Below are 25762 nucleotides of genomic sequence, written 5' to 3' on the forward strand. Positions count from 1 at the left end.
TCAGCCCTCGTTCCTACGGGCCTGGGTCCAGAGGTCGGCGCCGTAGCGCTGCGGCTCGATGCCCGTCCACTTCGCCGAGACGATGTGGACGCCGTCCGGGTGGTAGAGCGGCAGCGTCGCCCGGGTGTCGCGCAGCACCATCTGCTGCATCTGAGCGATGATCTTCCCGCGCTCCGCCTCGTCGAGCGTGACGCGCTGCTTGGCGTAGAGCTCGTCGTACTTCTTGTCGCAGTAGCCGGCGAAGTTCGAGCTGCCCCAGGCGTCGCACCGGTAGATCCGCAGGGACAGGTTGGGGTCAGGCTCGAGGTATCTCCAGTAGGAGAACGCCAGGTCGAAGTCGAGGTACTTGCCGTCGGGCGCGGCGACCGTGGCCGTGTACTCCTCGGTGATCTCCGGCTTCAGCGCGATGCCGACGGCCTTCAGGTTCTTCTGCAGGATCTCGGCCACCCTGCCGATCTCCCAGACGACCAGCGAGTACTCCATGCGGGAGCCGTCCTCGGCGACCCTGATCCCGTCGGCGCCACGCTTGTAGCCGAGCTCGTCGAGGATCGCGTTGGCGCGGGCGGGGTCGAAGGCGTCGGCGGTGATCGTGCCGGGGATCCACGCGTCCTGGGCCGGCACGAGGAGGCTGCGTCCCGGCTGGCCGAAGCCGTTCAGCTCGACCTCGATCAGCTCCTTGCGGTCGATGGCCAGCGACATGGCCTCGCGGACCTTGACGTTCCTGAGCTCGGGATGCTCCTTCTTCTTCGGGTTGGAGTTGATGTTCAGCATGGCCACCGCCTGCGAGGGGGTCCGCTGGACGGCGACGCCCTTCGAGCCCTCCACGGACTTGGCGATCGCGGGGCCGTCGGTGTAACCCCACGCCAGGGTGTCGCCCGACTTGAGCGCCCTGGCGAGTCCTTCGGCGTTCTCGAAGACCTCCAGGCCGACCGCGTCCACCTTCGGCCGCTGGCCGTAGTAGCCTTTGTTCGGCTCGAAGATCGTCGTGCCGTTCGGGTCGAACTCGGTGACCGTGAAGGGACCGCCCGCCACCAGCGGCAGCTTGTCCTCGGGGTGGAAGGTCATCAGGTCCTTGCCGCCGTTGCCCGTGTGGCTCGACCACACGTGCTGGGGCAGGACGCTGAAGTAGGCGAGCGAGCTCAGCGCCGCGGGGGGCAGCGGGTCGGCGTAGGTGACGACGAACGTGCGGGGATCGGGCGCGGCGACGGATTTCACGCCGTCCAGGGCGGAGGCGACGAGCCCGGCCGCGCCGTCGGCGTGCTCCAGGACGGTCTCGGCGGTCCACAGCGCGTCGTCGGAGGTCAGCGGCTTGCCGTCGGACCAGGCGCCCTGCCGCAGCTTGAAGGTGTAGACCCGGCCGTCGGCGGAGGCCGTCCAGCTCTCCGCCCAGGCCGGCTTCACCTCGGCGCCGTCGAGCTGGACGAGCGAGGGGTAGATCATCTGGCGGGCCAGCCACGAGCCGAACAGGTTGGTGGCCATCGGGTTGAGGGATTCCAGCCGGCCCAGGTCGCCGGTCACGCCGACCCTCAGCACGCCGCCCGTGGCGGCCTCCTGGACCGGGCCCCGGTCGGCGCTCTGGCAGCCGATCGTGAGCGTCGCGAGGACGGCCACCGCGCCGATCGCGCGGGTGGGTCCCCGCCGCAGCCGTGTGAGCATGATGTTCCTCCTGCAGAGCGAGCCGCTACCACGCGGCCAGGGGGCCGGCGGCCTTGACGTTGATCCGGATCATGGGTTCGAGCAGATAGGACAGGGGCGTCTCGGTGATCTCCACGACGCTGACGGACTCCGGATCGGCGCCGGCCTGAACGGCCCTGCGGACCGCCATGTCGCAGGCCTCGTCGACGGCGGCGCGTCTGCCGTCCCCCGCGGGGGTGAGGGTCTCCCACCGCCCGCTGGCCAGCGCGATCGCCGCGCCGACGGCGTTGGCCACGTCCGCGCGCTCGGGCCGCAGCACCTTGGCCGCGCCCGCCACCACGTCGGGGATGAGGAAAGCGCCGCCGCCCACCGCGACCAGGGGGCGATCGGTCTTGCCGAGCGACATCCGCTCGACCGCAGCGCTGATCAGGGCGTCCGATCGGCCGAGCGCGGCATCGAGCAGCGCCCTGGTCCTGGCGGAGCGTTGCGCGGGCGCGACGCGCCCCACCACGCCCCTTCCCGCGAGCACGGCGGCGTCGGTCAGCGTCGGGGTGCGCCCGCCGAAGACGAGCCCTTCGCTGACGATGCGGTACCCGACGGAGGCGGGTCCGACCTCGGGCGACTCCTCGGTTCCCGCGACGATCGTGCCGCCGCCGACGGCGAGGCTCAGGATGTCGGGCATCCGGAAGTTCGTCGTGATGCCGCCGATGTCGACCGCGAGCGCGGACTCGCGGGGGAAGCCGCGGACCAGCACGCCGAAGTCGGTGGACGTGCCGCCCACGTCGGCGACGATCGCCTCCTCGACCCCGGCGAGGAAGGCGGCGCCGCGGATGGAGTTGGCCGGTCCCGAGCCGATGGTCAGGACCGGATACCGGGCGGCGTAGTCGAGCGACATCAGCGTGCCGTCGTTCTGGGCGAAGAAGGCGGCGGCGTCGAGCCCGCGGTCGGCGAGGACCGCGGTGAGCGCGCTGGTGACATCGCCCGCCGCGCCGTACAGCGCGGCGTTCAGCACCGTCGCGTTCTCCCGCTCCACCAGGCCGAGGGCCCCGATCTCGTGGCTCATCGAGACGGGCAGGTCGGGGCCGAGTTCGGCGGCGGCCAGGTCGGCGACGGTGAGCTCCTGGTCGGCGACAGCGGGGCTGAACACCCCCGTGACCGCGACCGCGTCGACCCGTCCGGCCACCGACCCGAGGAAGCGTCGCACGCCGTCCACGTCCAGCGGCGCGATCGGCCAGCCGTCGACGAAGTGGCCGCCCTCGACGATCACCGAGCCTGCGGCGACCGTCTCGGCGAGGTCGGCGGGCCAGGTCGTCAGCGGCGGCACCGCGGTCGTGGCGGGCGCGCCGATCCTGATGACGGCCACTCTGCCGAGCCCCCGCCGCTGCAGAATGGCGTTCGTCGCGTGGGTCGTGCCGAGCATGACCCGGCCGACCCGAGCGCTGTCGTCGCCGAGTTTGGCCAGCACGTCGGCCAGCGCGGCCCGCATGCCGCCCGCGACGTCGACGGTCGTGGGCTGCTTGGTCCAGGCGAGGATCCTGTCGGACCTGTCGAGGACGACGGCGTCGGTGTTGGTGCCGCCGACGTCCACTCCCACCTTCAGGTCACGCGAGACTTCAGGCGCCGACATGGGCGAGCTCCTCCACGGGGCGATAGTCGATGTCGTAACCGAACGCGGCGGGGCCGGCGATCTCGAGGCCGCGGGACGTGCGCCACAGCAGGTCGCAGGGCCAGGCCAGGACGCTGACCCGCTGGCCGTACCGCAGCATCTCGGTGGAGATCGCGGTGGCCGTCTGGGTGTCGACGATCGAGATCAGGTCGGGCACGCTGGCCAGGACCTCACCGTCCTCCAGGGCGACCAGGTTCTCGTTCTGCAGTTCGACCCTGAGCATCCGGCCGCGGCAGTCGTCGGTGCCCTCCACCACGACCGAGCCGTGGACGAATCCGCCGCCGGTGCGCCGCTCGACGTCGCAGATCTTTCCGTGGATCAGCTCCTGTGCCCCGATCCGCTCGCGGAGCGCCGCGAGCGGATCGGCGGCGCCCTCGACGCTGCGGCCGATGGCCATGGCGGTGGAGACGCTGCCCTCGATCACCGCTCCGCGGGCCTGGGCCACTGTCATGACGTAGCTGGCCAGCAGCGACGACGCGCCACTCGCGACGCAGACGGCGCGGGCCAGCCGTTCGGCCCACACCGCGCTCACCGGGCGCAGGGTGGCGACGTTCCCCACCACGTCGGACATCACCACGAGGCCGAGGGGAAGCCCTGCGACGTTCATGGAGACCATCTGGACCTCGGGAAAGGCTCTGCCCATGCCGTCGGCGTCGAGCAGCGGCAGCCCGACCTGCGCCGCCCAGGCGACGGGTTCGACGCCGTTGCTGCCGCCGATCTCGGCCGACATGACCGCGGCGATCGGCCGTCCGAGAACCCGCTCGACCTCCTCGCACAGCCGCTGGGGCTGTTCGAGGCTCATGAGCATCTCGTGTCCGACCGTGGGGGCGCCGATCCCGGACAACGGGACGATCAGGTCGTCGTCGGCGAGTTCGGCCAAGCGCACCACGGGGACGGGGCCGTGGCGTCTGATGGCCTGGATCGCGCTGGGGATGGCGGTCTCCACGGCCCCGCCGCCACCTGTGCCGAGCACGGCACATCCGCGAGCCAGCGCGGGCAGTTCTGCCTCGTTCAGCTGCATGCCGACGACTATGCGCGCTGCAAGAACTCCAGCCAATATGGCCAGACCCCAACAGTAGGGGGTCATACTGTGGCAATGACCCAAACACCTCCCACGGTTGCGGATCTGCTGGCGCATCCGGTGCGGTTCGGGCTCACCCTGCTCGCCGGTCCGGGGGCCGGCCGCCCCGTCGAGAAGGTCACCGCCGTCGCCACGCTGCCCGCCGTCGCGCACGCGGCAGAGGGCAGCCTGGTGGTGATTCTGGAGCCGCCGGGCGCGGCGCTGACCGGTTACGAGGCCGACGTGGCGATCAGGCACGCGGCCGACAGGGGGCTGGTCGCGCTGGTGCTGGCCGCGCCCGTACGGCTGCCGGTGACCTCGCAGCACCTGGCCAAGCGGGCGCAGGTGCCGGTCCTGGGCTCGGAGGTCGCGCAGGACGGCGCCGAGCTGCTGCTGCGGATCGACCGCTACGTGCGCGGGGGCGCCTCCGACGCCCTCGCCAGGGCCGCCGCCGCCATCGAGGCGGCCCAGGGGGCGGCGGACGCCGGGTCGGACGACCCCGTGGCGGCCGTGCTCGCCGCCGCGGGAGCCGCGCTCGGCTGCACCGTCGAGCTGCTGGAGAGCGCGCCGGCCGACCCGCGCGCGCCCGGCGCGGTCGTGATCGGGGAGCAGGCGGTCGGCGAGCTGGTCGCGGCCCTGCCGGACGAGGCGTCCCAGGTGGCGCTGCCCGCCGTGGCGGCGGTGGTCTCCAGGGTGCGGCAGAACGAGTTGAGCCGCCGCTTCGCCGCGACGATGACCAGGGCGGAGCTGATCGTGCAGATCGTTCTGGCCGAGCGGGCGCAGCTTCCCCAGCTCAGCGCGCAGGCGCAGCAAGCCGGGCTGCCCGTCCAGCAGACGCATGTCGTGGCGTGGGTGCGCGTCGAGGCGGCCCGGGGCGTCCAGGGCCTGTTCCAGCAGCGCCAGTTGCTGTCCGCGCTGGAGCTGGCGGCGCTGCAGGCGCTGGACGGCCGGCCGGGAATGTGGCACGTGGCGAGCTTCAGCGGCGACCTGATCGTGGTCTTCACCGACCCCGTCGCGGGCGCGCACCTCTACAGCAGGGTCAGGCAGGAGATGCGGGAGCTGCTGGCGACGCTGGCCGAGCGCGGCGACGCCCTCGTGACGATCGGGATGGGCACACCCCAGGCGGGCCCTGACGGCATCAGGCAGTCGGCGGCCGAGGCCAGGGTGGCGGCCGACTCGGCGGCGGTCAGCGGGAAGCGGGGGACGATCGCCGACACCGACGCCAGCGGGCTGCGGCGCATCCTCGCCGACCTCTACTCCTCGCCGCTGTCACGCGGCCTGCTGGCCGAGTTGCTGGCGCCCCTGGACGCGCTGGGACCCGAACGGTCGTGGATCGGCGTCGTGACGCTGTCGGCGTTCCTGGACGCCCAGGGCTCGCCCACCAAGACGGGGCGAGCCCTGCACCTGCACGCCAACGCGGTGTCCTACCGGCTGCGCTGGATCACCGAGGCGCTCGGCGCCGACCTCGACGACCCCGACGTGCGGTTCGCCCTCCAGATGGCGTGCAGGGTCAGACTCCTGGGGGCGTGAGGGCCGCCCCGCGTGCGGGGCCGGGCGCGGTCAGATGCCGCTGCGCCAGGTCCACCGGCCGTCGAGCATGGTGCCGGCGACCGGCATTTGCCTGAGCACGGCCGAGGTGGCGGTGAAGGGGTCGGCGTCGACCACGACCAGGTCGGCCGGATCCCCCTCGACGAGCCGTGCCCGCCGCGTGCGCGTGGAGGCGGCCAGGGCCTCCTCCACCGGGATGGCCTGCTCTCCGTGCCACGGCTCGCGGTCGTCCCTGCTCCTGTCGACGGCCGCGGCGAGCGAGACCCACGGGTCCAGCGGGGCCACCGGAGCGTCGGAGCCGAGCGCCAGCGCCGCGCCGGCGGCGAGCATCGCGCCGAAGGGGAACGCCCGCTCTGTCCTGCCCGCCCAGTGGTGGTCGGCCACGTCCCTGTCGTCCATGGCGTGCTCGGGCTGGACGCTGGCGACCACGCCGAGCCGGCCGAACCTGGCCAGGTCGGATCCGCTCAGCAGTTGCGCGTGCTCGATGCTGCCGCGCGCGCCGACCTGCTCGAACGCGTCGAGCGCGAGGGTGTTGGCGTGGTCGCCGATCGCGTGGACGGCCGGCCACAGCCCGTGCTCCCATGCCCTGCGCATCAGCGGGACCAGCTCCTGCGGCGGCACGAGCAGCATGCCGCGTGGATGCTCCCCGTCCTCCAGCCCCGGGTAGGGGTCGTGGCAGTAGGCGGTGCGCGTGTTGAGCGAACCGTCGGTGATCACCTTGAACGGCCCCATCTCGACCAGCCCGCCGGTGCCGGGGATGACATCGCCGGTGCGCAGCCCTCTGGCGATGGCCTCCTCCAGCCGCGCGGTCCACACGCCGCACGCCACCCGCAGCGTCCTGTTGCCGTCGCGCACCCTGCGCACCCAGGTGTCCAGGTGCCACGGCGCCTCCAGCTCCACGACGCCGACGACACCGCGGGCCGCGGCGGCGGTCGCCGCTTCCGCCGCCCAGCCGTCGAGCAGGTGCTCGGGCAGCCTGGCGACGTCCTCGCCCACTGCCTGCCATTCGGTCTCGCGCAGGATGCCGGTCGGATGCCCCTCGTGACCGTACACGCGGGCGGCGGCGGAGTTGACCCAGCAGCAGTGCAGGTCGCCGCTGACCAGGACCACAGGGACGTCCGTGGGCGCGACGGCGTCGAGCAGGTCGCGGTGCGGGCTGTCCGGCCACATCGCGTCCCTGAACCCGTAGCCCACCAGCGGCAGGCCGGGCTCGGGCGGCTTGGCGCGCAGCCGCTCGGCCACCAGGCCCGCGGCCTCGGCCGCCGACGTCGCCCCTGACAGGTCCAGTCGCTGCCTGGCCAAGGTCCACTGGTCGAAGTGGACGTGGTGGTCCCAGAGTCCGGGCAGCACGGTGCGCCCGTCGACGTCGACGACCGCCCAGCCGGGCTCGGGATCGATCCGGTCCCGTACGCGCGCCACCCGTTCGCCCGCGACCAGTACGTCGGCGGGCGTGCTCCGCCCGCCGAGGCGGGCGGAGCGCAGCAGGGTCCGTCCGTTGCTCATCTGCTCTCCTCCTGGGTCCATACCTGGCGCATCTCCCGCGCCAGAGCGGGGTTGCGGTAGGTGGCGTCGGTTTCCAGGGCGTGGATGATGCGGTGGGCGGTCGCGGCGGGCTTGTCCTGGCTGAGCTTCGCCTTGGCGACCACGCGGGAGGGGCGCAGCCGGAAGCCGGCCACGCCGCGGGCGACCTTGCGCCCGTGATCGTCGTCGACCCGGTACGGCGTGGGCCGCACGCTCTCGAAACGGTCCACCGTCTCGGTGAGGACCTGGTAGGTCTCGGCGGGGTCGAGCACCTCCGGACGGCCGTAGAGGTGCGCGACCAGGTAGTTGTAGGTGGGCACGGCGGGCCCGCCGTCGCCGTACCAGCCGGGCGAGACGTAGCCGTGCGGCCCCGCGACGATCAGCAGGACCTCGTGCTCGCCCAGCTCGTGCAATTCCTCGTCAGGACTGCCGAGGTGACCGACGACCGAGAGCGAGGGGCCGTCCTCCAGCAGGACCGGCAGGTGGGATCCGACGAGGCCGCCGTCGCGCGTCCCGCTGAGGAGTGTCGCCCACGGGTTGTCCCTGACGAGGGATCGGATCCGCTCGTCGTCGTCGAGCAGGTAGTCACGGTTGTGTCGCACGGTCACATCCGTAGGTCTGAGTCCACATGACCACGACTATCTCCCGCTCGGGAAGGCCGGCCAAGATGGCCTCACCACAGCGCGACCCCCCTGTGTTGTGTCCGGGCCACAGTCGGCTCAGACCGTCGCGATGAGGGCGTAGCGCTCGTCGTCGATCTCCTTGCCCCACAGCCTCGGATCGGGCAGCGGCTCCACGCGCAGCTCGGCGACCAGGTCACGCACGGCCCGCGCCAACGTGTCCGCCCTGACGCCGCCCGCCCACGGCATCCCCTCGACCGGCATCCCCTCGACGGAGCCCGTCCCCCACCTGCCCTCGACCAGCACGAGCCTGCCGCCCGGCCGTACCAGCTCGCGCCAGCGGCGCAGGGCGGCGTGCGGGTCGGGCAGGTTCCACACCACGTGGCGGCAGAGCAGCACGTCGAACCGGGTGTCGCCCACGGGCGGGTCGGCCGCGTCGCCGACGATCACCTGGGCGGCGCGGCCCGCCAGCTTCTTCCTGGCCAGCTCGGCCATGCGGGGCGACAGGTCGACCCCGGTGACCGTGTGGCCCTCCTCGGCCAGCAGCAGCGCCAGCGAGCCGGTGCCGCACCCGACGTCGAGCACGCTCGAAGGAGGAGCGGGCAGCCAGGAGGCCAGGCGGGCCCGCCATGCCTCCCGCACGGCGGGATCGCGCAGCCCGTGGTCGGGCTCCTCGTCGAAGGAGTCGGCGGCCGCGTTCCAGAAGGCGGCGGCCTCCGGGAAGGGGGTGAGCGGAGAGGTGGTCACGACCGGGATCATGCCAAGAGCCACCGACAGTTCAGGTGGGCCCTGGCACCCCCGCCGGACACGCGCGGCGTGGATGCCCGGCCGGGGCTCACTCGGCCGGATGGTCCTCCCACACCTCCGGAGGGACGAACGTCGAGGTGACGGGGACGAACCGGGCCTCGTCGGCCGACTGGAGTATCGCCGTCATCACCTCCACGACGTGTAGCGCCAGCTCGCCCGACGCCCGGTGCGGCCGCCCCGCCGCGATCGCGCGGGCCATCTCCAGCACGCCGATGCCACGGCCCGCCGTGGTGCCCGACACCGGCAGCTCACTCCAGTCGGGAGCACCGGTACGGCGCAGTCGTACCGGACCGGTGAAGTTGTTGGGGTCGGGCGCGGCGAGCGTGGCCTCGGTGCCGGTGAGCTCGAGGAAGGCGCCCCGCGCCAGCGGCGAGTCGAAGGAGAACACGGTCGTCGCCCGCTGCCCTCCCGCGAACTCCAGCAACGCGCTCACGTGGGTGAGCACCTCGACGTCGAAGACGGTGCCGGCCAGGGGGCCCGAGCCGACCGTCCGCCTGGCGTGGGCCTTGCTGCCGTTGGCCGCCACCCTGGTGACGGGCCCGAACAGCACGGCGAGCGCGGTCAGGTAGTAGGGCCCCATGTCGAACAGCGGCCCCGCGCCCGGCTTGAAGAAGAACTCGGGGCTGGGATGCCAGCCTTCGGGTCCTGGCCCCTGCAGGAGCGTGATCGCGGACAGGGGCCGGCCGATGTCGCCCGCCGCGATCGCGCGGGCGACGGTCTGCAGTCCCGCGCCGAGGAAGGTGTCGGGCGCGCAGCCCACCCTGACCCCGGCTCGCTCGGCGGCGGTCAATAACGTGCGGGCGGTGGCGGGGTCGAGCGTCAGCGGTTTCTCGTTGTACACGTGCCGTCCCGCCTCGACGGCCGCCATCGCGACGGAGGCATGGGCGGCCGGCACCGTCAGGTTGACGACGATCTCGACGTCGGGGTGGTCGATCACCTGGGAGACCTCGCCCGCGACGGGCACGCCGTACTCCTTGGCGACGGCTCTGGCGCGGTCCACGTCGAGGTCCGCGCAGGCGACCACCCGCAGCTCGGGCAGGGCGGCGAGGTTGGTGAGGTAGCGGTGGCTGATGTTGCCGCAGCCGACGATCGCGACTCCGGTCACCGGTCCACCTCGCGCAGGTAGGCGAGGGATTCGGCGAGCGCGTCGAACAGGTCGGTGGCGCACCTGTCGAGCTCGACCACGCGCATGGCCTGCGGCGCGGCGGCGAGGATGTCGGGGATGGGCAGCGTGCCCGAGCCCACGGCGGTCATCGGGTCGGTCAGGTTGGCGGGGCCGTCCTTGACGTGCAGGAAGCGCACCCGCTCCCCCAGCCGGTCGAGCAGCGCGGGCACGTCGGCTCCGCCGACCGCCGCCCAGTAGACGTCGACCTCCAGCAGTACCTCGGGATCGAGCAGGTCGGCCAGCGCCTCCAGCGCGGACCGGCCGCCGACGTGCGAGGCCAGCTCCCAGTGGTGGTTGTGGTAGCCCACGCGCACGCCGCGTTCCCTGCCCCACGCGGCCGCGGCGTTCAGGGCGTCGGCCGTCCGCCGGACTCCCTCCGCCGTGGTGAACTCCTCGGGGTCGACCATGGGCACGATCAGCGTGTCGGCGACCTTCAGGTACTCCTCCCTGTCGGGGCCGAGCAGTGGGGCGTGCGCGGAGTGGACCTCGAACCCGTCGACGGGCGTGAGGTCGAAGGGTTCGACGGCCTCGTAGCCGAGGGAGGCGAGTCTGGAGAGGGTGGCGGAGGGGTCGGCGGCCAGATGGTCTCGGAGGGTGTAGAGCTGGACGGCATAAGACCTCATGGTGTTGAACGCTAACTACGCCAGGTGTGTGGTGCAATGTCCCCATGACGGTCGAGGATCCTCATATCGACCTGCTGGCAGAGGCCTTTCTCCGCCAGCCCAGGCGCTACACCAGCCGTCAGGTCGCCGCGATGGCCGGGGTGCCGGTCTACCGTGCCCGGCGCTACTGGCGCGCACTGGGGTTCGCGAACGTCGCCGACGACGCGGTGGTGTTCACCGCAGCCGACGTCGACGCGTTGAAGACGCTGGTCGGCCTGGTCAGCGACGGCTGCTACGACGAGGAGCACATGCTCCTGGTGACCAGGGCGCTCGGCAGGGCGGCGGCGAGCCTGGCCGAGTCGCAGGCCGAGCTGGGCGCCGAGACGCTCGACCTGGCGGGCGTGCCGCTGGCGCAGCGGCCGACGGCCTGGCGGGCGCGGGCCGACCGCGTGGTGCCCTCGCTGGAGCAGTTGCTGGTCTACACCTGGCGGCGGCAGCTCGCCTCGGCCGCCGGGCGCATCGTGGACCAGGAGGTCGGCACCGTACGGCTGGCCGTCGGCTTCACCGACATGGTCGGCTTCACCAGGCTGAGCCGCCAGATCCCGGAGAAGGAGCTGGCCGGGCTGGTGGAGCGGTTCGAGGGCCGCTCGGCCGACGTCGTCACCTCCTCGGGCGGCAGAGTGGTCAAGACGCTGGGCGACTCGGTGCTGTTCGTCGCCGACCTGGCCAGGGTGGCCGCCGAGATCGGACTGCGCCTGGTCGAGGTGCACGCGCCCGACAAGGCCATGCCCGACCTGCGGGTGGGCCTGGCGATCGGGCCGGTGATCAGCAGGATGGGCGACGTGTTCGGCACGACCGTCAACCTGGCCAGCAGGCTGACGTCGCTGGCCCCGGCCGGCGGCGTGCTGGCCGACCCGGCGCTCGCTCAGGACCTGTCGGCCGCCGCCGGGTTCGCCCTGGTGACCGCCGAGCCGATGACCGCCAAGGGCCTGGGCGAGCTGCTGCCCTCCCTGGTCCGGCGGGCGCCCCAGGACTGAGGCGCCCGCTCGCCTGCTCAGTGGACAGCTCAGTCGACGAGGGGCGGGGTGAGCACGGGCTCCAGGAAGGTCAGGGTGCCGCGCTCGGTGTCGAGGCGGGCCCGTACGCCGATCGGATAGGTCTGCATGGCGATGCCGTGGCCGATGTCGGCGCCCGCCATGACGGGCACGCCGAGGTCGCCGAGGCGTTCGACCAGCATGCGTTCGACGTCGCGGGGGTCGCCGCAGTCGGTGAAGGTGCCCAGCAGGATGCCGGCCACGCCGTCGCTGTAGGTGGCGCGGCGCAGCTGGGTGATGTAGCGGTCGAGGCGGAACAGCTCCTCGTCGACGTCCTCGAGAAAGAGGATGGCGCCGCGGGCGGGGACGCTGGTGTCGGTGCCGAGGGAGGCGGCCAGCAGGGTGGCGGTGCCGCCGAGCGTGTGGCCCTCGGCGATGCCCGGCACGACCGTCCTGAAGTCCGGAAAAGTCAGTTCACGAACGTCTTCGGGGGTGAAGAGGAGCTTCATCAGCTGGTCGAAGTCGTACTGTCCCTGCCCCTGGTAGAAGCCGTCGCACGCGACCATGGGGCCGAACAGCGACACCCAGCCGAGCTTGGCCGCCAGCGCCTCCAGCAGGGCGGTGACGTCGGAGTAGCCGACCACCGCCTTGGGCCGGTCGGCGGGGACGCGCGACCAGTCGACGAGTTCGAGTGTGCGCTGCATGCCGTACCCGCCGCACGCGCAGAAGACGGCGGCGAAGGCGGGGTCGGCCAGCGAGGCGGTCAGCTCGGCGGCGCGGGTGACGTCGTCGCCGGCCAGGTAGTCGTACTCGGTGCCGCCCATGCGGACGGCGCTGAAGACCTCCGGCTTGAGGCCCATCGCCTCCATGGCAAGCAGTCCGCGGTCGAGGTTGTCCTGGTTCGGCGGGCCGCTCGCGGCGATCACCGCCACACGGTCGCCGGGTCGCAGAGCAGGCGGACGGATCACGAAATCTCCTCCAAAACAGTGAGATGACAGGCGACGCCCGCGCGCACGGGCGGGTCGATCGAACCGCACTCGTCGGTACGGCTGGCACAGCGGGGGTGGAAACGGCATCCGGCGGGGATGCGGGCGGGGTCGGGCGGCTCGCCCTGCAACGGCGTCGCCGTGCCCGAAGCGGCGGCGAGCATGGCCCTGGTGTAGGGGTGGCGCGGCCTGATCAGCACCTCCTCGACGGTTCCCGTCTCGACGATCCTGCCGAGGTACATCACCGCGACCCTGTCGGCGATGTTCCACGCCAGGCCGAGGTCGTGGCTGACGACCAGAGCCGACATCCCGAGCTCGTCCCTGAGCCCGAGGATGAGCTTGAGTATCTCGCCCCTGACGGAGGCGTCGAGCGAGGCGACGGGCTCGTCGGCGACGATCACCGACGGTTCGAGGGCGAGCGCGCCCGCGATGACGACCCGCTGCTGCTGCCCGCCCGACAGCTCGTGCGGGTAGCGCCTGAGATAGTCCTCGGGTGGCCGCAGCCCGGCCTTGGCCAGGGCCGAGGTCACCCTGTCACCATTGACGCCGTCCCCCTTGAGACCGTGCAGGCGCGGCCCCTCCGCGACGGCCGCGCGGACGGTCTGCCGGGGATTCAGCGCCCCGCCGGGATCCTGCAGGATGAGCTGGACATGGCGGCGGTACTCCTTCAACCGCCGGTAGTCCAGCGGCGCGCCCTGGTAACGGATCTCGCCGCGCGTGGGTCTGACCAGGCCGACGAGCGCGCGGGCCAGGCTCGACTTTCCGCAGCCCGACTCGCCGACGAGGGCGACGATCTCGCCCTGCCGTACCTCGAGATCGACTCCGTCGACCGCGCGGGCCCGCCCGTAGGCGATCTCCAGCCCGCGCGCCTCCAGCACCGGCGTCATGAGGCCTCTCCTTCCAGCACGCGCACGCAGGCCGCGGCGCGGCCCGCAGCGAGCGGCCACAGCTCTATCAATCCGGTACGGCACGCGGCCTCCGCCGACGCGCACCTGGGCGCGAACGCGCAGCCGTCGCCCAGGTCGGCGATCCGCGGCGGGTCGCCTGGCAGCCCTTCGGGCGCCAGCCTGGACGCGGGGTCGCCGATGGTGGGGAACGCCCTGGCCAGCGCCCTGGTGTAGGGGTGGCGGGGATCGCTGATCAGCTCCCGCGCCGGGCCGGTCTCGACGATGCGCCCCGCGTACATCACGGCCAGACGCTCGCACATCTGGGCCAGCACCGCGAGATCGTGACTGATCATGATGACGCCGATGCCCGAGTCGCGGACCAGGTCGCCGAGCAGCCGCAGGATCTGCGCCTGCACCATCACGTCGAGCGCGGTCGTCGGCTCGTCGGCGATGATCAGGTCGGGCCGGCAGGCCAGCGCCATCGCGATCATGATGCGCTGCCGCTGGCCGCCGGAGAACTCGTGCGGGTAGTCGCCCGCCCGGCGCGCGGGCACGCCCACCGCGTCGAGCAGCTCGGCGGCCCGCCTCCGCGCGGCCTTCGCGCCTACCTTGTCGTGCAGCAGGATCGGCTCGCAGATCTGGTCGCCGACCGTGCGGACCGGGTTGAGCGCGCTCATCGCGCCCTGGAACACCACCGAGGCGGCGTTCCACCGGACGGCGCGCAGCCGGGCCCAGCGCGCGGTGAGCAGGTCCTCTCCCTCGAACAGCACGCTGCCGGTGACGCGCGCGGTGTCGGGCAGCAGCCGCAGCAGGCTGAGCGCCATCGTCGACTTGCCGCAGCCCGACTCGCCCGCGACGCCGAGCGTCTGGCCGCGGCCCAGCTCGAAGCTCACTCCTCTGACGGCATGGGCGGCGCCGTAGCTGACGTTCAGGTCGCGTACCTCAAGCATGGGCGGCCCTCCTGGGGTCGAGTAGGTGCTCGACGGCCCGCCCGGAGAGCGTGAAGCCGAGCACGACGACGAGGATCGCGACTCCGGGCGGCAGCAGGTACCACCAGGCTCCCGCGGTGACCGCTCCGCCGGAGAAGGCGGCCTGCAGCATGGAGCCCCAGGTCACGCTGGTCGGGTCGCCGAGGCCGAGGAAGGTCAGCGTCGCCTCCGACAGGATCGCCGAGGCGACCGTCAGCGTGCTGGAGACGAGGATCAGCGGCAGGACGTTGGGCAGCACGTGGCGCAGCATCACCTGCGCGTTTCCCGCGCCGAGGACCTTGGCCCGTTCGATGAACGGCCTGGCCTCCACCGCGAGGGTCTGGGCGCGGACCAGGCGGGCCGTGGCCGTCCACGAGGTGACGGCGATCGCGACGGTGATGGAGGCCGCGCCCTGGCCGAGCACCGCCGACAGCGAGATGGCCAGCGGCAGGCTGGGCAGCGCGATGAACCAGTCGGTGACGTGCATCAGCGCCTTGCCGACCGCGCCCTGGTAGTGCCCGGCCAGCAGGCCGACGGCGCTGCCGAGCACCACGGTGAGCGCGGTGGCGATCAGGCCGATGGCCAGCGACTCCCGCGCGCCCCAGATGACCAGCAGCAGCACCGAGCGTCCCGCCTGGTCGGTGCCGAGCGGGTACCCGTCGACGGGCGGCGACAGCTGCGGTCCTGTGACCTTGACGACGTTGAGGTCGGCGTCGCCGATGTAGAGGGGGGCGGTGAGGGCGAGCAGCGCGAAGGCGGCCAGCACGCCGACGCCCCAGAACAGGGACCTCACTGGGCACGCACCCTGGGGTCGAGGAAGCGGTAGGCGAGGTCCGCCAGCAGGTTCATGATGATCACGCTCGCGCTGAAGATGATGAACGTGCCCTGGAGCAGGGGCAGGTCAGGGATCCTGAGTGCCTGGTAGGTGAGGTAGCCGAGCCCCGGCCACGAGTAGACGGCCTCGACGGTGATCGCGCCGCTGACCAGCGTGCCGAGGTGCATGAAGATCATGGTGACCGAGGGCAGCAGGGCGTTGGGCGCGGCGTGCCTGCGCCGTACGTCGGCGTCGGTGAGGCCCTTGGCGCGTGCGGTGAGCAGGTAGGCCGCGCCCCGCTCGTCGATGATCGAGGACCGCATGACCGTCACGTACTGCGCGAAGATCACCAGGACCATGGTGAGGCAGGGCAGGACGAGGTGGCGGGCGACGTCGAGCACGTCGGTGCCGGGAAGGGACGGGTCGCTCATGCCGCCCGCCGGGAAGAACCCGGGGATGCTGAAGGCGACGAGCAGGATCATGCCGAGCCAGAACGTCGGCACCGACCACAGGGTCAGCGAGGCGCCGGAGGTGATCCGGTCGAACACGCTGCCCTGCCGCCAGCCGCTGCGCATGCCCAGCCACAGCCCCAGCGCGACCGAGATGGCCGCCGAGGTGCCCATCAGCAGGAGCGTCGGGCCGAGCCGTTCGGCGACCAGCGTGGAGACCTGCTGCTGGAACTGCCAGGAGTAGCCGAGCTCGCCGCGCAGGGTGTCGCCGACGAACGACAGGAAGCGCAGCCACAGCGGGTCGTCGAGGCCGAGTTGCAGCCGCAGCTGGGCCAGCTGGGCCTCGCTGGTGGGCCGGCCCCTGGTGAGGGTCCTGACCGGGTCGGCCGGCATGAGGCTGAAGATGACGAAGCCGATGACGAGCGTGACGAAGAAGCTGACCACGGCGGCGGCGAGCTTCTCGGCGAGGTGGCGGCCGAAGCCGCGCACCGCCGTACCGGAGGAGGCACTACTCACGGTCGCCCGCCGTCTTCCTGCGGCGCACGACCAGCACGCCGCCGACGGCGACGATCAGCAGCGCGCCCAGCCCGAGCCACACGCCGCTGCCGCCGGCCTCACCGCCGGCGCCGCCGCCGGCCGAGCCGGTCGTCTTCGCCTTGGCGGCGGGCGGCGCGGCCTTGAGGTAGCTCCAGAAGGCGGTCTGGGCGGGGTGGAGCCCTTCGGCGTTCGGCGCGCCGGTGATGATGCCGCTCACGGTGTCGGTGCGGGCCACGTCGAGGGTGTTGGCGTAGTAGAAGATCTGGTCGACGTTGGCCAGGTAGAGCGTGCGCTGCATCTCCGCGACGATCTTCGCGCGCTCGGCCGGGTCGGCCGTGGTGAGCTGCCGCTCGAACAGCGCATCGTAGTCCTTGTCGCAGTAGTACGCCTCGGTGTTGCCGCCGGTGCCGTCGTCCTTCGGCAGGGTGGCGCAGGTCTGGATGCCCAGCAGGTAGGTCGGGTCGGGCCCGGTGGTCCAGCCGTCCATCAGGATGTCCCAGTCGCCCTTGGCCAGGTCGCTGTTGAGGGCGCTCATGCTGAGCGGCTGGATGGTCAGCTTGATGCCGATCGCCTGCAGCCAGCCGACGAGGTAGGTGGAGATGGCGGCGTCGGCCGAGTCGTCGGAGTGGGTGCCGAGCCTGAAGGCCAACGGTTTGCCGCTCTTCGGGTCGACTCTGACGCCGTCGGCGCCCTTGGCGTAGCCCGCGGCGTCGAGCAGCTGGTTGGCCTTGGCCGGGTCGAAGACGTGCTCCTCCTCGGGCGTGGGCTTCCAGCTCCACTGCGGCCAGGCGGGCGGCAGATAGCCGTGCCCGAGCTGGCCGAGGCCGTTGATGACCTTGGTGACCAGCGTGGGCTTGTCGATGGCCAGCGCGATCGCGTCACGCACGACCTGCTCGCGCAGCGCCGGGTGCCCGGTGCCGATGGGCTTGCCGCTGCGGGTCTTGGCGCCGGGGTTCAGCTCGATGCCCGTCCACCCGTTGCCCACCTCCTGTACGGCCCGCAGCGAGGCGTCGCCCTTGAGCGCGGTGAACTGGGTGGGGTTGACGCCGTTGATGTAGTCGAGCTGGCCGCTGCGAAGGGCCGCCACGGCGGCGTCCGACTCCTTGAAGCTCTGCTGGATGAGGCGGTCGAAGCCGGGCGCGCCGAGCACGAAGTCCTTGTTGGCGTCGAACTTCGCGTACTGCTCGGGCTTGTAGTCGGTCAGCGTCCACGGACCGTAGCCGACGACGGGGAAGGTGTCGTTCTTGTAGTCCTTCAGCCCCTTCACGTGCGGCTCCCACACGTGCTTGGGCACGATGGGGATGCCGCTGATCGGGATGCTCACGTACATCACGTTCGCCTGCGGCTTCTTCGTTTTGATCACGAGCGTGGTGGGGTCGGGCGCGGTGACCTGCTCGACGTTGCTGACCAGCGACCCGTTGGCGGTGCCCGCCACGGCGTCGGTCCTGACGAGGTCGAGCGTCCAGGCGGCGTCCTCGGCGGTGATCGGCCGCCCGTCGCTCCACGTCAGCCCTTCGCGGATCTTGAAGGTCCAGGTGAGCTGGTCAGGCCCCTGCGTCCACTCGGTCGCCAGGTAGGGGCCGGGCTTGCCGTTCTCGTCGAGGGAGTTGAGCGAGGGGTAGATCGTGCCGAAGATGTCGAGCGCGCCGTTGAAGAAGGCGAGGAACGGGTTGAGCGTGTCGACGCCCGAGCCTGACATCTTCACCCGCAGCGTGGTCTCCTGCCGCGCGGGCTCCTGAAGCGTGGTCTGCGCGGGGGTGGCGGGGACGGCCGCGCTCGTCAGCAGCGCGGCGGCGAGCAGCGCTTTTCCAATCCACATGGGGTGTGCTCCTCGGGGGGTGGGGTTGTACGAATGCTGGCGACCGGAGCGCGCCACCCCAACGATCGTGAACGCTTATGAGCCTCACCCACCAACTTTTCGAGGCTCTAAAGAGGAACGAACTCCCACCCCTCGACTACCTGAAGGAGCCCGTCGCGCAGCTCGCCTACCTCGTCGAACGCTTCCACGAGTTCGACGGCTGGCCCGGCCGGGAGCTCTGACCAACGTCTCGCTGTACTGGCTGACCGACACGTGTGATTCGTCGTCGTGGACGTCCTACGAGGGCGCGGCCGGGATGCCGATCGACCAGAAGGCGGTGCTGACCGGCGTCTCCCACGGCGGGTCAGCGCTGTTCCGCAGGATCGCCGAGCGGGGCAACGACATCGTGCACTGGGCCGACCACGAGAGCCCGAGCGGGCTGTTCTTCTCGATGGTGCGTCAGGTCCGCTCGACAGGCCCCGCCTGGGCGCTCACTGGTCGTACAGGTGGTAGTGGGTGACGCGGGGCTCCTTCGCCAGCAGGTAGTCGCCGTCGAAGTCGTAGTACTTCGCGACGGTGACATCGTCGCCGGCGAAGGCGGCGATCGACTCCTCCGAGTCCCAGAACGTCAGCGTGCAGAAGTGGGCGACGCCGTCCTCCTCGCGGTGCAGCACGTAGGCGGCTCGGTTTCCCGGGGTCGATCGGTAGTCGGGGATCGCGACCTCGCGCATCAGCCGCAGATATGCGGCCGACTTCTCGATCGGAGTGGTGCCGTGCCAGATTCGGGCGATCAATCAGAGGGTTCCTCTGTGCGGGTGCCGATCCGATCACCTTAGTAGGTGTAGACGTTGGTGATGCTCCACGGGCCGCAGTCGGAGCTGAACGTGCCGCGGTCGCAGCCCTGGACGACGAAGCGCCAGGTGTCGGTCGACCTGCCGTGGCTCGACGTGCTCTCGAAGTCGACGGCGGGATTCGTGGTGATCGAGAACTGACCGCTCCACGGGGTCAGACGCTTGACCTTCACCTGCGTGGTCCTGTTGCCCAGCTCGGCGTCCTTGCTCCAGCGGACGTTGAAGAAGTCCCAGTCGCGGCCCATGCCGTCCCACTTGAAGAACATCTTCCCGTTCTTCTTGAACACGCGCAGCAGGGCGCCGCCCCCGACGTTCGGTGACCAGACGATCTTGCCGTTCTCGAACCGCTGCCATGAGCCCTTCGTGTTCTCGAAGCCGAACTCCCGGGTGACGGGACAGCCGTAGACGCTGTTCTCGCCGTTGTTGTCGCGCCACAGGCCGCCGATGAGGCTGCCATGGGGCGCGATCAACGCGGGATTGCAGGAGCTGGTGGCCGCGGTGGTGGAGGCCTGGGTGGTGGAGGCCTGGGCGGTGGCGGGCGCGAGGAGGGCGACGGCGGCGGTCACGGCCGCGGCGCCGAGCAGGGCACGAGTGGTGGGCATGAGTGGTCCTTAGGGTTGGTGAAAGATGTTGGTGAAGATGTTGGTGGAAGATTCAGTGGGCGAGTCTGACGGAGGTCGGGATGCTCCACGGGCCGCAGTCGGAGCTGAACGTGCCGCGGTCGCACCCCTGCACGACGAAGGCGAAGGTGTTGACCTCGTGGCCGCCGGTCGTGGAGCCGAGGCCGTCCTGCCCGTAGGGCGACAGCGTGAACTGGCCGCTCCACGGGGTCAGCCTGCCGACCTTGACCTGGGTGGCCCGGCCGCCGTCCTTGCTCCAGCGGACGTTGAAGAAGTCCCAGTCACGGCCGAGGCCGCTCCACTTGAAGACGGCGGTGCCACCGCCCTTGGCGAAGACGCGCACGAGCGTGCCGTCCCCGAGGTTGGGCGACCAGACGATCTTGCCGTTCCTGAAGCGCTGCCAGGAGCCCAGCTTGTCAGGGAAGCCGAACTCCTGGGTGGTGGGGCAGCCGTAGACGCTGTTGGCTGCGCCGTTGGCGCGCCACAGGCCGCCGATGAGGCTGCCGTGGGGCGCCACGAGCTGGACGTCACACGCCCTGGCGGTCGAGGCCGGTACGGCTCCCGCGGTCGAGGCCTGTGCTGCGGCTGGTACCGCGAGGACGGCGGCCGCGGTGGCGGCGCTCGCCGCGAGGGCCAGGAGTGAACGTGAGGTGTGGGTCATCGATGCGGTCCCTTCGGGCGGGCTTCGGTGACTCCTGTGTAAGCCCGACCGCTTTCACCTGGGCTTCCGCCGCTTGAGGGCCGCTTGACGACGTCTGGCCTGCCAGCCGCGGTTTTCTAGCCGCAGCGCCCCGCCTCGACCGACGACACCTTCCACTCCGCCCCCGGGAACGGCGACATGAAGTGCGTCAGCAGGTCGATCGCGTAGCCGGGCACCTGGCCTCCCGGATCGAGCAGCGAGACCATCTGGGGCCCGTCCGCGCCGCGCAGCGTCAGCGTGTCGCCCCGCCTGCCGGGCACGACGCCCGGCTTGGTGCCGACGGTCACGCAGGCCAGCGGCACGCCGCCCGCCTTCACCGCCTGCCTGGAGCTGATGGGCCGCATCCGCTGGTCATAGCGGCGCAACCGCAGCGAGGTGGCTTTGCCGATCCGCACCCGCTGATCGAACACGTCGGGGCCGACGCTTCTGGTGACCTTCACGTCCAGCCGTACGTCGGGACGCAGGTCCACCCCACTGGCCCGCAGGTCGAGGCGGTCGTAGCCACCCTCGAACCCGGGCGAGACGAACCCCAAGGCCGGCGGCGCCGACGCCCCGAACGGCACCTTGCCGGGTCGGATCCGCAGCCACGACATCCTGTGCACGGCGATCGTCACGTCGTCGATCCTGCTGCGACCCATCCCGAACCGACCGTCGAGCCGGTAGGCGAGGAAGCCGCCCGCGTACGGCACGTCCTTACGCGAGGAGACCTGCCGCGCCGCGACCGGCTGCAGTTCGAGGCCAGTGCGGGCGCGCAGCAGCCGGGTGGGCGCGGGCTTTGACACCAGGTCGATGGACAGGTCCGGGTTGAGCCTGGCGGTGGTGTCCGCGCCCAGGTCGCCGACCTCGAGGAAGGTGTCGAGCACGCGGCCCTGAGGCGGCTGGTAGCCCTTCTCGATCAACCCGGCCTGTACGGCCAGCAGCCCGTCGAGGGTGCCGGCGTTGGCCTTGTAGGTGAGGTTCGGCAACCGCAGCGCGGAGGCGGTGGAGTCGGCGTCGACGCCGAACACGGAGGGGACATCGGTGAAGCGCAGCAGTCCCGTCGCGCCCTTCGCCCCGTCGTTCACTCCGCCCTTCGTCCCGTCCTTCGCCCCCTCCGAGGTCACGGCCGCTTCCAGGCGCTCGACCGGGGCCGAGTTGTGGACGCGGATCCTGGTGCGGCCGCCGTACGAGCCGGAGACCGAGACGGCGGCGGGCACGGGGTCGACGAGCACGCGGCCGCGCAGCCTGCCCCCGTCGGTCTCGGCGCGGACGTCGAGGGTGCCGAGGGTGGCGGCCGGTTCTATCCGGTAGCCGGCGGTGACGGACTGGCCCTGGATCCCGAACGGGCCGACGGTCATGCTGGTGATCGCGGAGGGCAGGCCCGTGAGCGTGGCGCTGGCGCGGATCGGGATGGGGGACAGCACACGGCTGTCGAGGTAGAGCGCGAGCCTGCGACCGGCCGGGTGGAAGCCGGAGAAGGTGAAGGTCTTCCTGGCGAGGTCGACGTCCACCTTGCCGGGCAGGCCCTTGAGGTCGACGAACGCCCTGATGCCCGGCTGGGCGGGGGTGCCGCCGTCGACGAGCGAGACGCCGCCCTTCACGTGCGGCGCGTCGGGCACGGCCGTCGCGTGGCCAAGCCAGACCTTGCCGGTCAGGTTGACGTCGGAGGCGTCGTAGGTCAGCCTGCCGCCGGCGCTCGAGATCGCGACACGGCCGGGGGCGGGGCCGAGGGTGGCCGTGGCGCCGAAGCCGCCGCCCGCTGCGGTGCGCAGGTCGGCGTCCACGGCGATGGGACGGCGGGCGGCCTGGACGTCGGCGGTGAAACCCGTGCCGGTCTCGTTCTGGGTGAGGTCGGCCTTGCGCAGGTCGTCCAGACGGACGCTGGCGTCGAACCTGCCGGTGGCGGCATCGTGGTGGGCGGCCACGTGGGGGCCCGTGGGGGCGGTGGCGCCGTCGTGGTTGGCGATCGCGATCGTCGCCGACCCGATGGGGCCGGACAGCGCCCTGAACCTCACCCCACCACCCGGCATCCCCGCCTGTCCGGCGGCTCCCGCGCTCCCTGACTCGGGAGAGGGGGTGGGCGGGTGTCCCGGCCCGGGAGTAGCGGTGGCGCCAGCGGACGCGGTGCCTGGAGGGGACCACGTGGCCTCCCAGTGCGCGGGCACGCCGGTCGCGGTGAAGGCCGCCCGCCACTGCCCCGCCCTCGCCGACGCGACGACCGAGGAGACCGGCGCGTCGGCGGTCCATTCGAGCCGCCTGCCCTCGGTGTCGGCGACCGCCGTGAGGTGCCCGCGCACGCCCTTCACGCTCGCCCGCACCACCCCCTGCGACGCGGCCGCGCGCAAGTCGATCCGGCCGAGTCTGCCAGGGGCCGACACGTCGACGGTCGTCCTGGGTCCGAGCGCCCACGACGCCTTCACGCTGCCCCGGATCCCGCGCACGGCGCCGTCCACGATCAGCCCCGTCTTCGGGTTGGCGTAGGAGGCGCGCAACCGCTCGATGGTCCCGCTGGCGGTGTAGGCGGCCGTGCCTGCCCGGGGGTCCAGGTCGGCGGCCACCTTGGCGGGCGTGTTGGAGATCTCCAGCCTGGCCAGGTGCGTCCCGTCGACGTCGGCCGCGCCGGTGAACGGCTTGCCCCCTGAGTCGAGGGACAGCTTGACGTGCGGCGCGGGGCCGTACGTCACCTCGAAGCCGGCCACCCCGGTCAGCCGTCCGGACACGCCCAGCCGCGCGCCGTCCTTGATCATGGTGACGTGGTTGCCCGGCAGGCCGGCGATCGCGCCCTGCCCGCGCTGGAGCAGCAGTGAGAGACCGCCGAGCGCCGAGCTCGCGGTGTGGACGATCTTGTTGGTGGTGGCGTCGTGCTCGACCGTGATCCGCGCGGGGAGCCCGGTGAGACGCGCGCTGACGACCGTCTGGTCCCTGGCGGCGTCGTAGAAGGTCAGGTCGGCGGACCTGGCTCGGGGCGCGCCCGAGGTCACCGACAGGCCCCTGGCACGAGCGGTGGCGCGGAACTCGCGCGGCAGCCGGTCGATCGACAGCCCCGCCGCTCTGGCCAGTTTGCCGTCGCTGTACAGGTAGTCGTGGAAGCTCGCCCTGGCGATCGGGGTCGCGCTGGCGAAGTGGACGCCGCCCGGCCTGGTCAGCTCGGCGGTCAACTCGGCGCCCATCTTGTTCACCGTCACCTGGGTGAACCTGCGCCCGTCCGCGACCACGAGCGCGTCGAGCTCGGCGTTCGCCGATGCGGTCGCGGTCAGCGAGGTCCTGCCGCCGTCGAGCCTGGCGTGGGCGCTGAAGCGTTCGGTGGCGGGCGTCTGGCGGACACTGAGCAGCGCCTTGCCCTCCAGCCCGGCGATGGTGGCGGCCGAGGATCCGGGCGCGCTACGCCGTACGGTCGCCCGTACATCGATCCGGCCCTCCGTGAACTCGCCCAGGTCGACGGTGAAGACGCCCCAGTGGCGGCCTTGCAGCGCATGGCCCCTGCGGTAACCGTCGAAGCCGACCTTCACCACCTTTCCGGAGGTGACGGCGTACTCCGCCCACACCTGCGCCCTGACCGGCCCGCCGAGCTGGGCGACACCGAAGCCGATGCCCACGCTGTCGCCCTCCGCCTGCTGCGGGACCAGCGTGGCGAGCAGGTCCGGCGTGCCGTCGCCGGTGACGTCCGCCTGGACGGGGGTGCCGACCGGTCTGGCGGAGGAGCAAGCGGCAGGCAGGTCGGCCCCGGCCGCGCACAGCTTGAACGTCATGAGCGGCACCCCGTCCCGTACCACCGGGAGCTCCACCTTGGCCGGGAGGGGGAACGTGAGCCCTTTCCTGACCGGCAGCAGGCTCAGCCCGCCCTGCTCCGCGTCGGGCAGAACGAGTTGCGACGACGGGCTCGGCCCCGCCATCCGCTTCTCGGCCTCCGCGGCCACCTTGCCGACCAGCGTGGGCCCAGCGGGCACCGTCGCCACGAGCTTGCCGGGGCTCTCCGGCCGCTCGGCCCCCACCCCGGCCGCCAGCGAGGGCCGCCGCGCCATCGCCACCTGCGCCGCCGGCGGCACCCGCACCCGCGCCACCGGCTCGACCCGCGGCTTGCCGCCGCGCGGACCGCTCAAAGCCAGACGCGAAGCCACACCACTGCCCGCAACGCGAGCACCGGCTCCACTGCCCACCCCACCAGGACCTGCTCCGCTGCTCGTCACGACAGGTCCGGCTCCGCTGTCCGCCATATAGGGGCCCGCACCGCCGCCCGCCATCGCCGGTGTTCGTCCGGTCGTCGGTACGGCGTGCGCCGCCGCGGGCGCACCGGCAACCAGCGCGCAGACGAGCAGAACACAGGACAGCCGCGGCATGAGTGGCTTTCCCCCGAGAGTGTGGCCGACTGATCACGAAAGGTAAGAGCCGACCATATCTCCCACAATCCGTCAAGGTCGGATTTACTCGGAAAGATTCACCACAATCGCCTCCTGTGTACTCCGCGCGATCACCACGACCGCCTCGACCTCGGGGTCCGGGTTCTCCTCCCGATGCGGGACGAACGGCGGAACGTAGACGTAGTCGCCTGGCTGGGTGTCGATCCGCACCTCCTCCCCGTCGCGCACGAAGACGAAGGACGGCGTCCCGCTGACCACGTAGATCGCCGTCTCGGACGCGCCGTGATGGTGGGTCGCCGACACGGCCCCCGGTGCGACGTGGGTCTGACCCATCCAGAGCGCGGACGAGCCGACGCTGTCGCCGCTGATGGCCGCCCGCCTGAGCATGCCGCCCGTCTGCGCGGTCTCGGACGTCAGGTCGTCGGGCCGGACATGATGCAGTGTCATCCACTGGTCCTCTCGCTGGATCATCCATGTGTCGCTCGGTGGGCTCGCGTCCTCTCGCCGGCGGGCATTGTCCGACTTTCCCGGCAAGCGGCCCCTCGAAGCACCCGCCGCTCCCCGCTCTCTTCTCGGCCACCGCCCGTCTGCTCGCCGACCCTGCGCAGCGACCCCGACCCGCCCCACGCGTCACAGGGGCAGCGAGCCGCCCGGCTTGAGGGCCTTCATGGCGATCTGCGAGGTGAGCTTGTCCAGGCCGGGCAGACGGCCGAGCTTCTCCAGGCACAGGCGGCTGTAGGCGTCCATGTCGGCCACCGCCACCCGCAGCACGTAGTCCGGCCGCCCGAACATGCGCAGGCACTCGATGACGTCCTCCACCTCCATCACCGCCGACTCGAAGGCGGTGACGGTCTCCGCGTCCTGGCCCTCCAGCTCGACGTAGGCCAGCACCTGGAAGCCCCGCCCGATCGACGGCGCGTCGACGACCGCGCGATAACCGGAGATCACCCCGCTCTCCTCCAGGTTGCGCACCCTGCGCAGGCACGGCGACGGCGTTAGCCGTACCCGCTCGGCCAACTCGATGTTGCTGAGCCTGCCGTCCTCCTGCAGGAGGCGAAGAATTGCGCGATCCGTAGCATCCATGACGTCAGATGCTAACCATGGCGCAAACCACCACAAGTATTGACATCGCGCACCCCCATCCTTGAAATAATCTC

24 protein-coding genes are annotated in these 25762 nt (G+C 71.8%); 4 read left to right on the forward strand and 20 right to left on the reverse strand.

Annotated features, from left to right (window positions below; translation table 11 throughout):
• Genes ACFXJ8_RS07900 through ACFXJ8_RS07910 form a run of 3 tightly spaced genes read right to left on the reverse strand, consistent with a single transcriptional unit; the run spans nt 1 to nt 4322 of the window.
• A complete protein-coding gene (locus ACFXJ8_RS07900) occupies nt 1-1656 on the reverse strand; it encodes an ABC transporter substrate-binding protein (protein ID WP_379643067.1) in 1656 nt (551 codons plus the stop codon).
• A 25-nt stretch (nt 1657-1681) separates the two neighbouring features.
• The gene (locus tag ACFXJ8_RS07905; protein WP_379643068.1) at nt 1682-3262 is read right to left on the reverse strand and encodes a hydantoinase/oxoprolinase N-terminal domain-containing protein; all 1581 of its coding nucleotides are present in this window, start codon (nt 3260-3262) and stop codon (nt 1682-1684) included.
• Entirely contained in the window at nt 3249-4322 is a 1074-nt protein-coding gene (locus ACFXJ8_RS07910) for a DUF917 domain-containing protein (protein ID WP_379643069.1), read from the reverse strand. The genes ACFXJ8_RS07905 and ACFXJ8_RS07910 overlap by 14 nt, the downstream gene beginning before the upstream one ends.
• 75 nt (nt 4323-4397) lie before the next feature.
• Between ACFXJ8_RS07910 and ACFXJ8_RS07915 the strand changes: the two genes are divergently transcribed.
• Nucleotides 4398-5891: a PucR family transcriptional regulator gene (locus tag ACFXJ8_RS07915; RefSeq protein WP_379643070.1), complete on the forward strand. Its 1494-nt coding sequence runs from the start codon at nt 4398-4400 to the stop codon at nt 5889-5891.
• A 30-nt stretch (nt 5892-5921) separates the two neighbouring features.
• Here the strand turns inward: ACFXJ8_RS07915 and ACFXJ8_RS07920 are convergent, their stop codons facing one another.
• From ACFXJ8_RS07920 to ACFXJ8_RS07940, 5 genes are all read right to left on the reverse strand, one after another.
• Nucleotides 5922-7412 carry an amidohydrolase gene (locus ACFXJ8_RS07920; RefSeq protein ID WP_379643071.1) on the reverse strand — a complete coding sequence of 497 codons (1491 nt, stop codon included), beginning with the start codon at nt 7410-7412 and terminating at the stop codon, nt 5922-5924.
• Nucleotides 7409-8032, reverse strand: a complete 624-nt coding sequence (locus tag ACFXJ8_RS07925) for an FMN-binding negative transcriptional regulator (RefSeq protein WP_379643072.1) — start codon at nt 8030-8032, stop codon at nt 7409-7411. The genes ACFXJ8_RS07920 and ACFXJ8_RS07925 overlap by 4 nt, the downstream gene beginning before the upstream one ends.
• Nucleotides 8033-8149: 117 nt before the next feature.
• On the reverse strand, nt 8150-8797 hold the full coding sequence (locus ACFXJ8_RS07930; protein ID WP_379643073.1) for a class I SAM-dependent methyltransferase: 648 nt from the start codon (nt 8795-8797) through the stop codon (nt 8150-8152).
• Nucleotides 8798-8885: 88 nt separating this feature from the next.
• Nucleotides 8886-9962, reverse strand: coding sequence for a Gfo/Idh/MocA family protein (locus ACFXJ8_RS07935; protein ID WP_379643074.1), 1077 nt, complete (start codon nt 9960-9962; stop codon nt 8886-8888).
• A complete protein-coding gene (locus ACFXJ8_RS07940) occupies nt 9959-10645 on the reverse strand; it encodes a sugar phosphate isomerase/epimerase family protein (RefSeq protein WP_379643075.1) in 687 nt (228 codons plus the stop codon). Before ACFXJ8_RS07940 ends, ACFXJ8_RS07935 begins: the two co-directional genes overlap by 4 nt.
• A gap of 44 nt (nt 10646-10689) precedes the next feature.
• Here ACFXJ8_RS07940 and ACFXJ8_RS07945 point away from each other — a divergent pair, with 44 nt between their 5' ends.
• On the forward strand, nt 10690-11661 hold the full coding sequence (locus ACFXJ8_RS07945; protein WP_379643076.1) for an adenylate/guanylate cyclase domain-containing protein: 972 nt from the start codon (nt 10690-10692) through the stop codon (nt 11659-11661).
• Between the two features lie 29 nt (nt 11662-11690).
• Here ACFXJ8_RS07945 and ACFXJ8_RS07950 read toward each other — a convergent pair whose 3' ends face one another.
• From ACFXJ8_RS07950 to ACFXJ8_RS07975, 6 genes are read right to left on the reverse strand one after another with little or no spacing between them, the layout of a single operon-like run.
• Nucleotides 11691-12626 carry an LD-carboxypeptidase gene (locus tag ACFXJ8_RS07950; protein ID WP_379643077.1) on the reverse strand — a complete coding sequence of 312 codons (936 nt, stop codon included), beginning with the start codon at nt 12624-12626 and terminating at the stop codon, nt 11691-11693.
• Nucleotides 12623-13531 (reverse strand): ABC transporter ATP-binding protein, encoded by a 909-nt coding sequence (locus ACFXJ8_RS07955; protein ID WP_379643078.1) that lies wholly within the window; start codon nt 13529-13531, stop codon nt 12623-12625. Before ACFXJ8_RS07955 ends, ACFXJ8_RS07950 begins: the two co-directional genes overlap by 4 nt.
• Nucleotides 13528-14481, reverse strand: a complete 954-nt coding sequence (locus ACFXJ8_RS07960; protein WP_379643079.1) for an ABC transporter ATP-binding protein — start codon at nt 14479-14481, stop codon at nt 13528-13530. The genes ACFXJ8_RS07955 and ACFXJ8_RS07960 overlap by 4 nt, the downstream gene beginning before the upstream one ends.
• Complete coding sequence (locus ACFXJ8_RS07965) at nt 14474-15292, reverse strand: ABC transporter permease (RefSeq protein ID WP_379643080.1); 819 nt, start codon at nt 15290-15292, stop codon at nt 14474-14476. The genes ACFXJ8_RS07960 and ACFXJ8_RS07965 overlap by 8 nt, the downstream gene beginning before the upstream one ends.
• Nucleotides 15289-16278, reverse strand: a complete 990-nt coding sequence (locus ACFXJ8_RS07970) for an ABC transporter permease (protein WP_379643081.1) — start codon at nt 16276-16278, stop codon at nt 15289-15291. Before ACFXJ8_RS07970 ends, ACFXJ8_RS07965 begins: the two co-directional genes overlap by 4 nt.
• Complete coding sequence (locus tag ACFXJ8_RS07975; protein ID WP_379643082.1) at nt 16271-18118, reverse strand: ABC transporter substrate-binding protein; 1848 nt, start codon at nt 18116-18118, stop codon at nt 16271-16273. Before ACFXJ8_RS07975 ends, ACFXJ8_RS07970 begins: the two co-directional genes overlap by 8 nt.
• Nucleotides 18119-18195: 77 nt before the next feature.
• Between ACFXJ8_RS07975 and ACFXJ8_RS07980 the strand changes: the two genes are divergently transcribed.
• Both ACFXJ8_RS07980 and ACFXJ8_RS07985 read left to right on the forward strand, forming a co-directional pair.
• The gene (locus tag ACFXJ8_RS07980) at nt 18196-18339 is read left to right on the forward strand and encodes a hypothetical protein (protein WP_379643083.1); all 144 of its coding nucleotides are present in this window, start codon (nt 18196-18198) and stop codon (nt 18337-18339) included.
• Between the two features lie 74 nt (nt 18340-18413).
• Nucleotides 18414-18617 (forward strand): hypothetical protein, encoded by a 204-nt coding sequence (locus ACFXJ8_RS07985; RefSeq protein ID WP_379643084.1) that lies wholly within the window; start codon nt 18414-18416, stop codon nt 18615-18617.
• On the opposite strand, the gene ACFXJ8_RS07990 is transcribed toward ACFXJ8_RS07985, so the two are convergent.
• The 6 genes from ACFXJ8_RS07990 to ACFXJ8_RS08015 all read right to left on the reverse strand — a co-directional run bounded on the left by ACFXJ8_RS07990 (nt 18589) and on the right by ACFXJ8_RS08015 (nt 25688).
• Nucleotides 18589-18891, reverse strand: a complete 303-nt coding sequence (locus ACFXJ8_RS07990) for an antibiotic biosynthesis monooxygenase family protein (RefSeq protein ID WP_379643085.1) — start codon at nt 18889-18891, stop codon at nt 18589-18591. The two genes, ACFXJ8_RS07985 and ACFXJ8_RS07990, sit on opposite strands and share 29 nt — an antisense overlap.
• 38 nt (nt 18892-18929) lie before the next feature.
• The gene (locus tag ACFXJ8_RS07995) at nt 18930-19550 is read right to left on the reverse strand and encodes an LGFP repeat-containing protein (protein ID WP_379643086.1); all 621 of its coding nucleotides are present in this window, start codon (nt 19548-19550) and stop codon (nt 18930-18932) included.
• Nucleotides 19551-19602: 52 nt separating this feature from the next.
• Nucleotides 19603-20229, reverse strand: coding sequence for an LGFP repeat-containing protein (locus ACFXJ8_RS08000; protein ID WP_379643087.1), 627 nt, complete (start codon nt 20227-20229; stop codon nt 19603-19605).
• A gap of 116 nt (nt 20230-20345) precedes the next feature.
• A complete protein-coding gene (locus ACFXJ8_RS08005) occupies nt 20346-24347 on the reverse strand; it encodes a hypothetical protein (RefSeq protein WP_379643088.1) in 4002 nt (1333 codons plus the stop codon).
• Nucleotides 24348-24668: 321 nt separating this feature from the next.
• Nucleotides 24669-25052: a cupin domain-containing protein gene (locus ACFXJ8_RS08010; RefSeq protein ID WP_379643089.1), complete on the reverse strand. Its 384-nt coding sequence runs from the start codon at nt 25050-25052 to the stop codon at nt 24669-24671.
• A 183-nt stretch (nt 25053-25235) separates the two neighbouring features.
• On the reverse strand, nt 25236-25688 hold the full coding sequence (locus ACFXJ8_RS08015; RefSeq protein ID WP_379643090.1) for an Lrp/AsnC family transcriptional regulator: 453 nt from the start codon (nt 25686-25688) through the stop codon (nt 25236-25238).
• Nucleotides 25689-25762: the final 74 nt, after the last annotated feature.

The sequence above is a fragment of the Nonomuraea sp. NPDC059194 genome (assembly GCF_042754765.1).
Lineage (GTDB): Bacteria > Actinomycetota > Actinomycetes > Streptosporangiales > Streptosporangiaceae > Nonomuraea.

What these genes read in the sequence shown, in the direction of transcription:
- ACFXJ8_RS07955 (WP_379643078.1), bottom strand. Translation starts at nt 13,531, where the DNA reads ATGACGCCGGTGCTGGAGGCGCGCGGGCTGGAGATCGCCTACGGGCGG.
- ACFXJ8_RS07920 (WP_379643071.1), bottom strand. Translation starts at nt 7,412, where the DNA reads ATGAGCAACGGACGGACCCTGCTGCGCTCCGCCCGCCTCGGCGGGCGG.
- ACFXJ8_RS07910 (WP_379643069.1), bottom strand. Translation starts at nt 4,322, where the DNA reads ATGCAGCTGAACGAGGCAGAACTGCCCGCGCTGGCTCGCGGATGTGCC.
- ACFXJ8_RS08010 (WP_379643089.1), bottom strand. Translation starts at nt 25,052, where the DNA reads ATGACACTGCATCATGTCCGGCCCGACGACCTGACGTCCGAGACCGCG.
- ACFXJ8_RS07960 (WP_379643079.1), bottom strand. Translation starts at nt 14,481, where the DNA reads ATGCTTGAGGTACGCGACCTGAACGTCAGCTACGGCGCCGCCCATGCC.
- ACFXJ8_RS07980 (WP_379643083.1), top strand. Translation starts at nt 18,196, where the DNA reads ATGAGCCTCACCCACCAACTTTTCGAGGCTCTAAAGAGGAACGAACTC.
- ACFXJ8_RS08015 (WP_379643090.1), bottom strand. Translation starts at nt 25,688, where the DNA reads ATGGATGCTACGGATCGCGCAATTCTTCGCCTCCTGCAGGAGGACGGC.
- ACFXJ8_RS07905 (WP_379643068.1), bottom strand. Translation starts at nt 3,262, where the DNA reads ATGTCGGCGCCTGAAGTCTCGCGTGACCTGAAGGTGGGAGTGGACGTC.
- ACFXJ8_RS07975 (WP_379643082.1), bottom strand. Translation starts at nt 18,118, where the DNA reads ATGTGGATTGGAAAAGCGCTGCTCGCCGCCGCGCTGCTGACGAGCGCG.
- ACFXJ8_RS07900 (WP_379643067.1), bottom strand. Translation starts at nt 1,656, where the DNA reads ATGCTCACACGGCTGCGGCGGGGACCCACCCGCGCGATCGGCGCGGTG.
- ACFXJ8_RS07985 (WP_379643084.1), top strand. Translation starts at nt 18,414, where the DNA reads ATGCCGATCGACCAGAAGGCGGTGCTGACCGGCGTCTCCCACGGCGGG.
- ACFXJ8_RS07995 (WP_379643086.1), bottom strand. Translation starts at nt 19,550, where the DNA reads ATGCCCACCACTCGTGCCCTGCTCGGCGCCGCGGCCGTGACCGCCGCC.
- ACFXJ8_RS07940 (WP_379643075.1), bottom strand. Translation starts at nt 10,645, where the DNA reads ATGAGGTCTTATGCCGTCCAGCTCTACACCCTCCGAGACCATCTGGCC.
- ACFXJ8_RS07945 (WP_379643076.1), top strand. Translation starts at nt 10,690, where the DNA reads ATGACGGTCGAGGATCCTCATATCGACCTGCTGGCAGAGGCCTTTCTC.
- ACFXJ8_RS07915 (WP_379643070.1), top strand. Translation starts at nt 4,398, where the DNA reads ATGACCCAAACACCTCCCACGGTTGCGGATCTGCTGGCGCATCCGGTG.
- ACFXJ8_RS08000 (WP_379643087.1), bottom strand. Translation starts at nt 20,229, where the DNA reads ATGACCCACACCTCACGTTCACTCCTGGCCCTCGCGGCGAGCGCCGCC.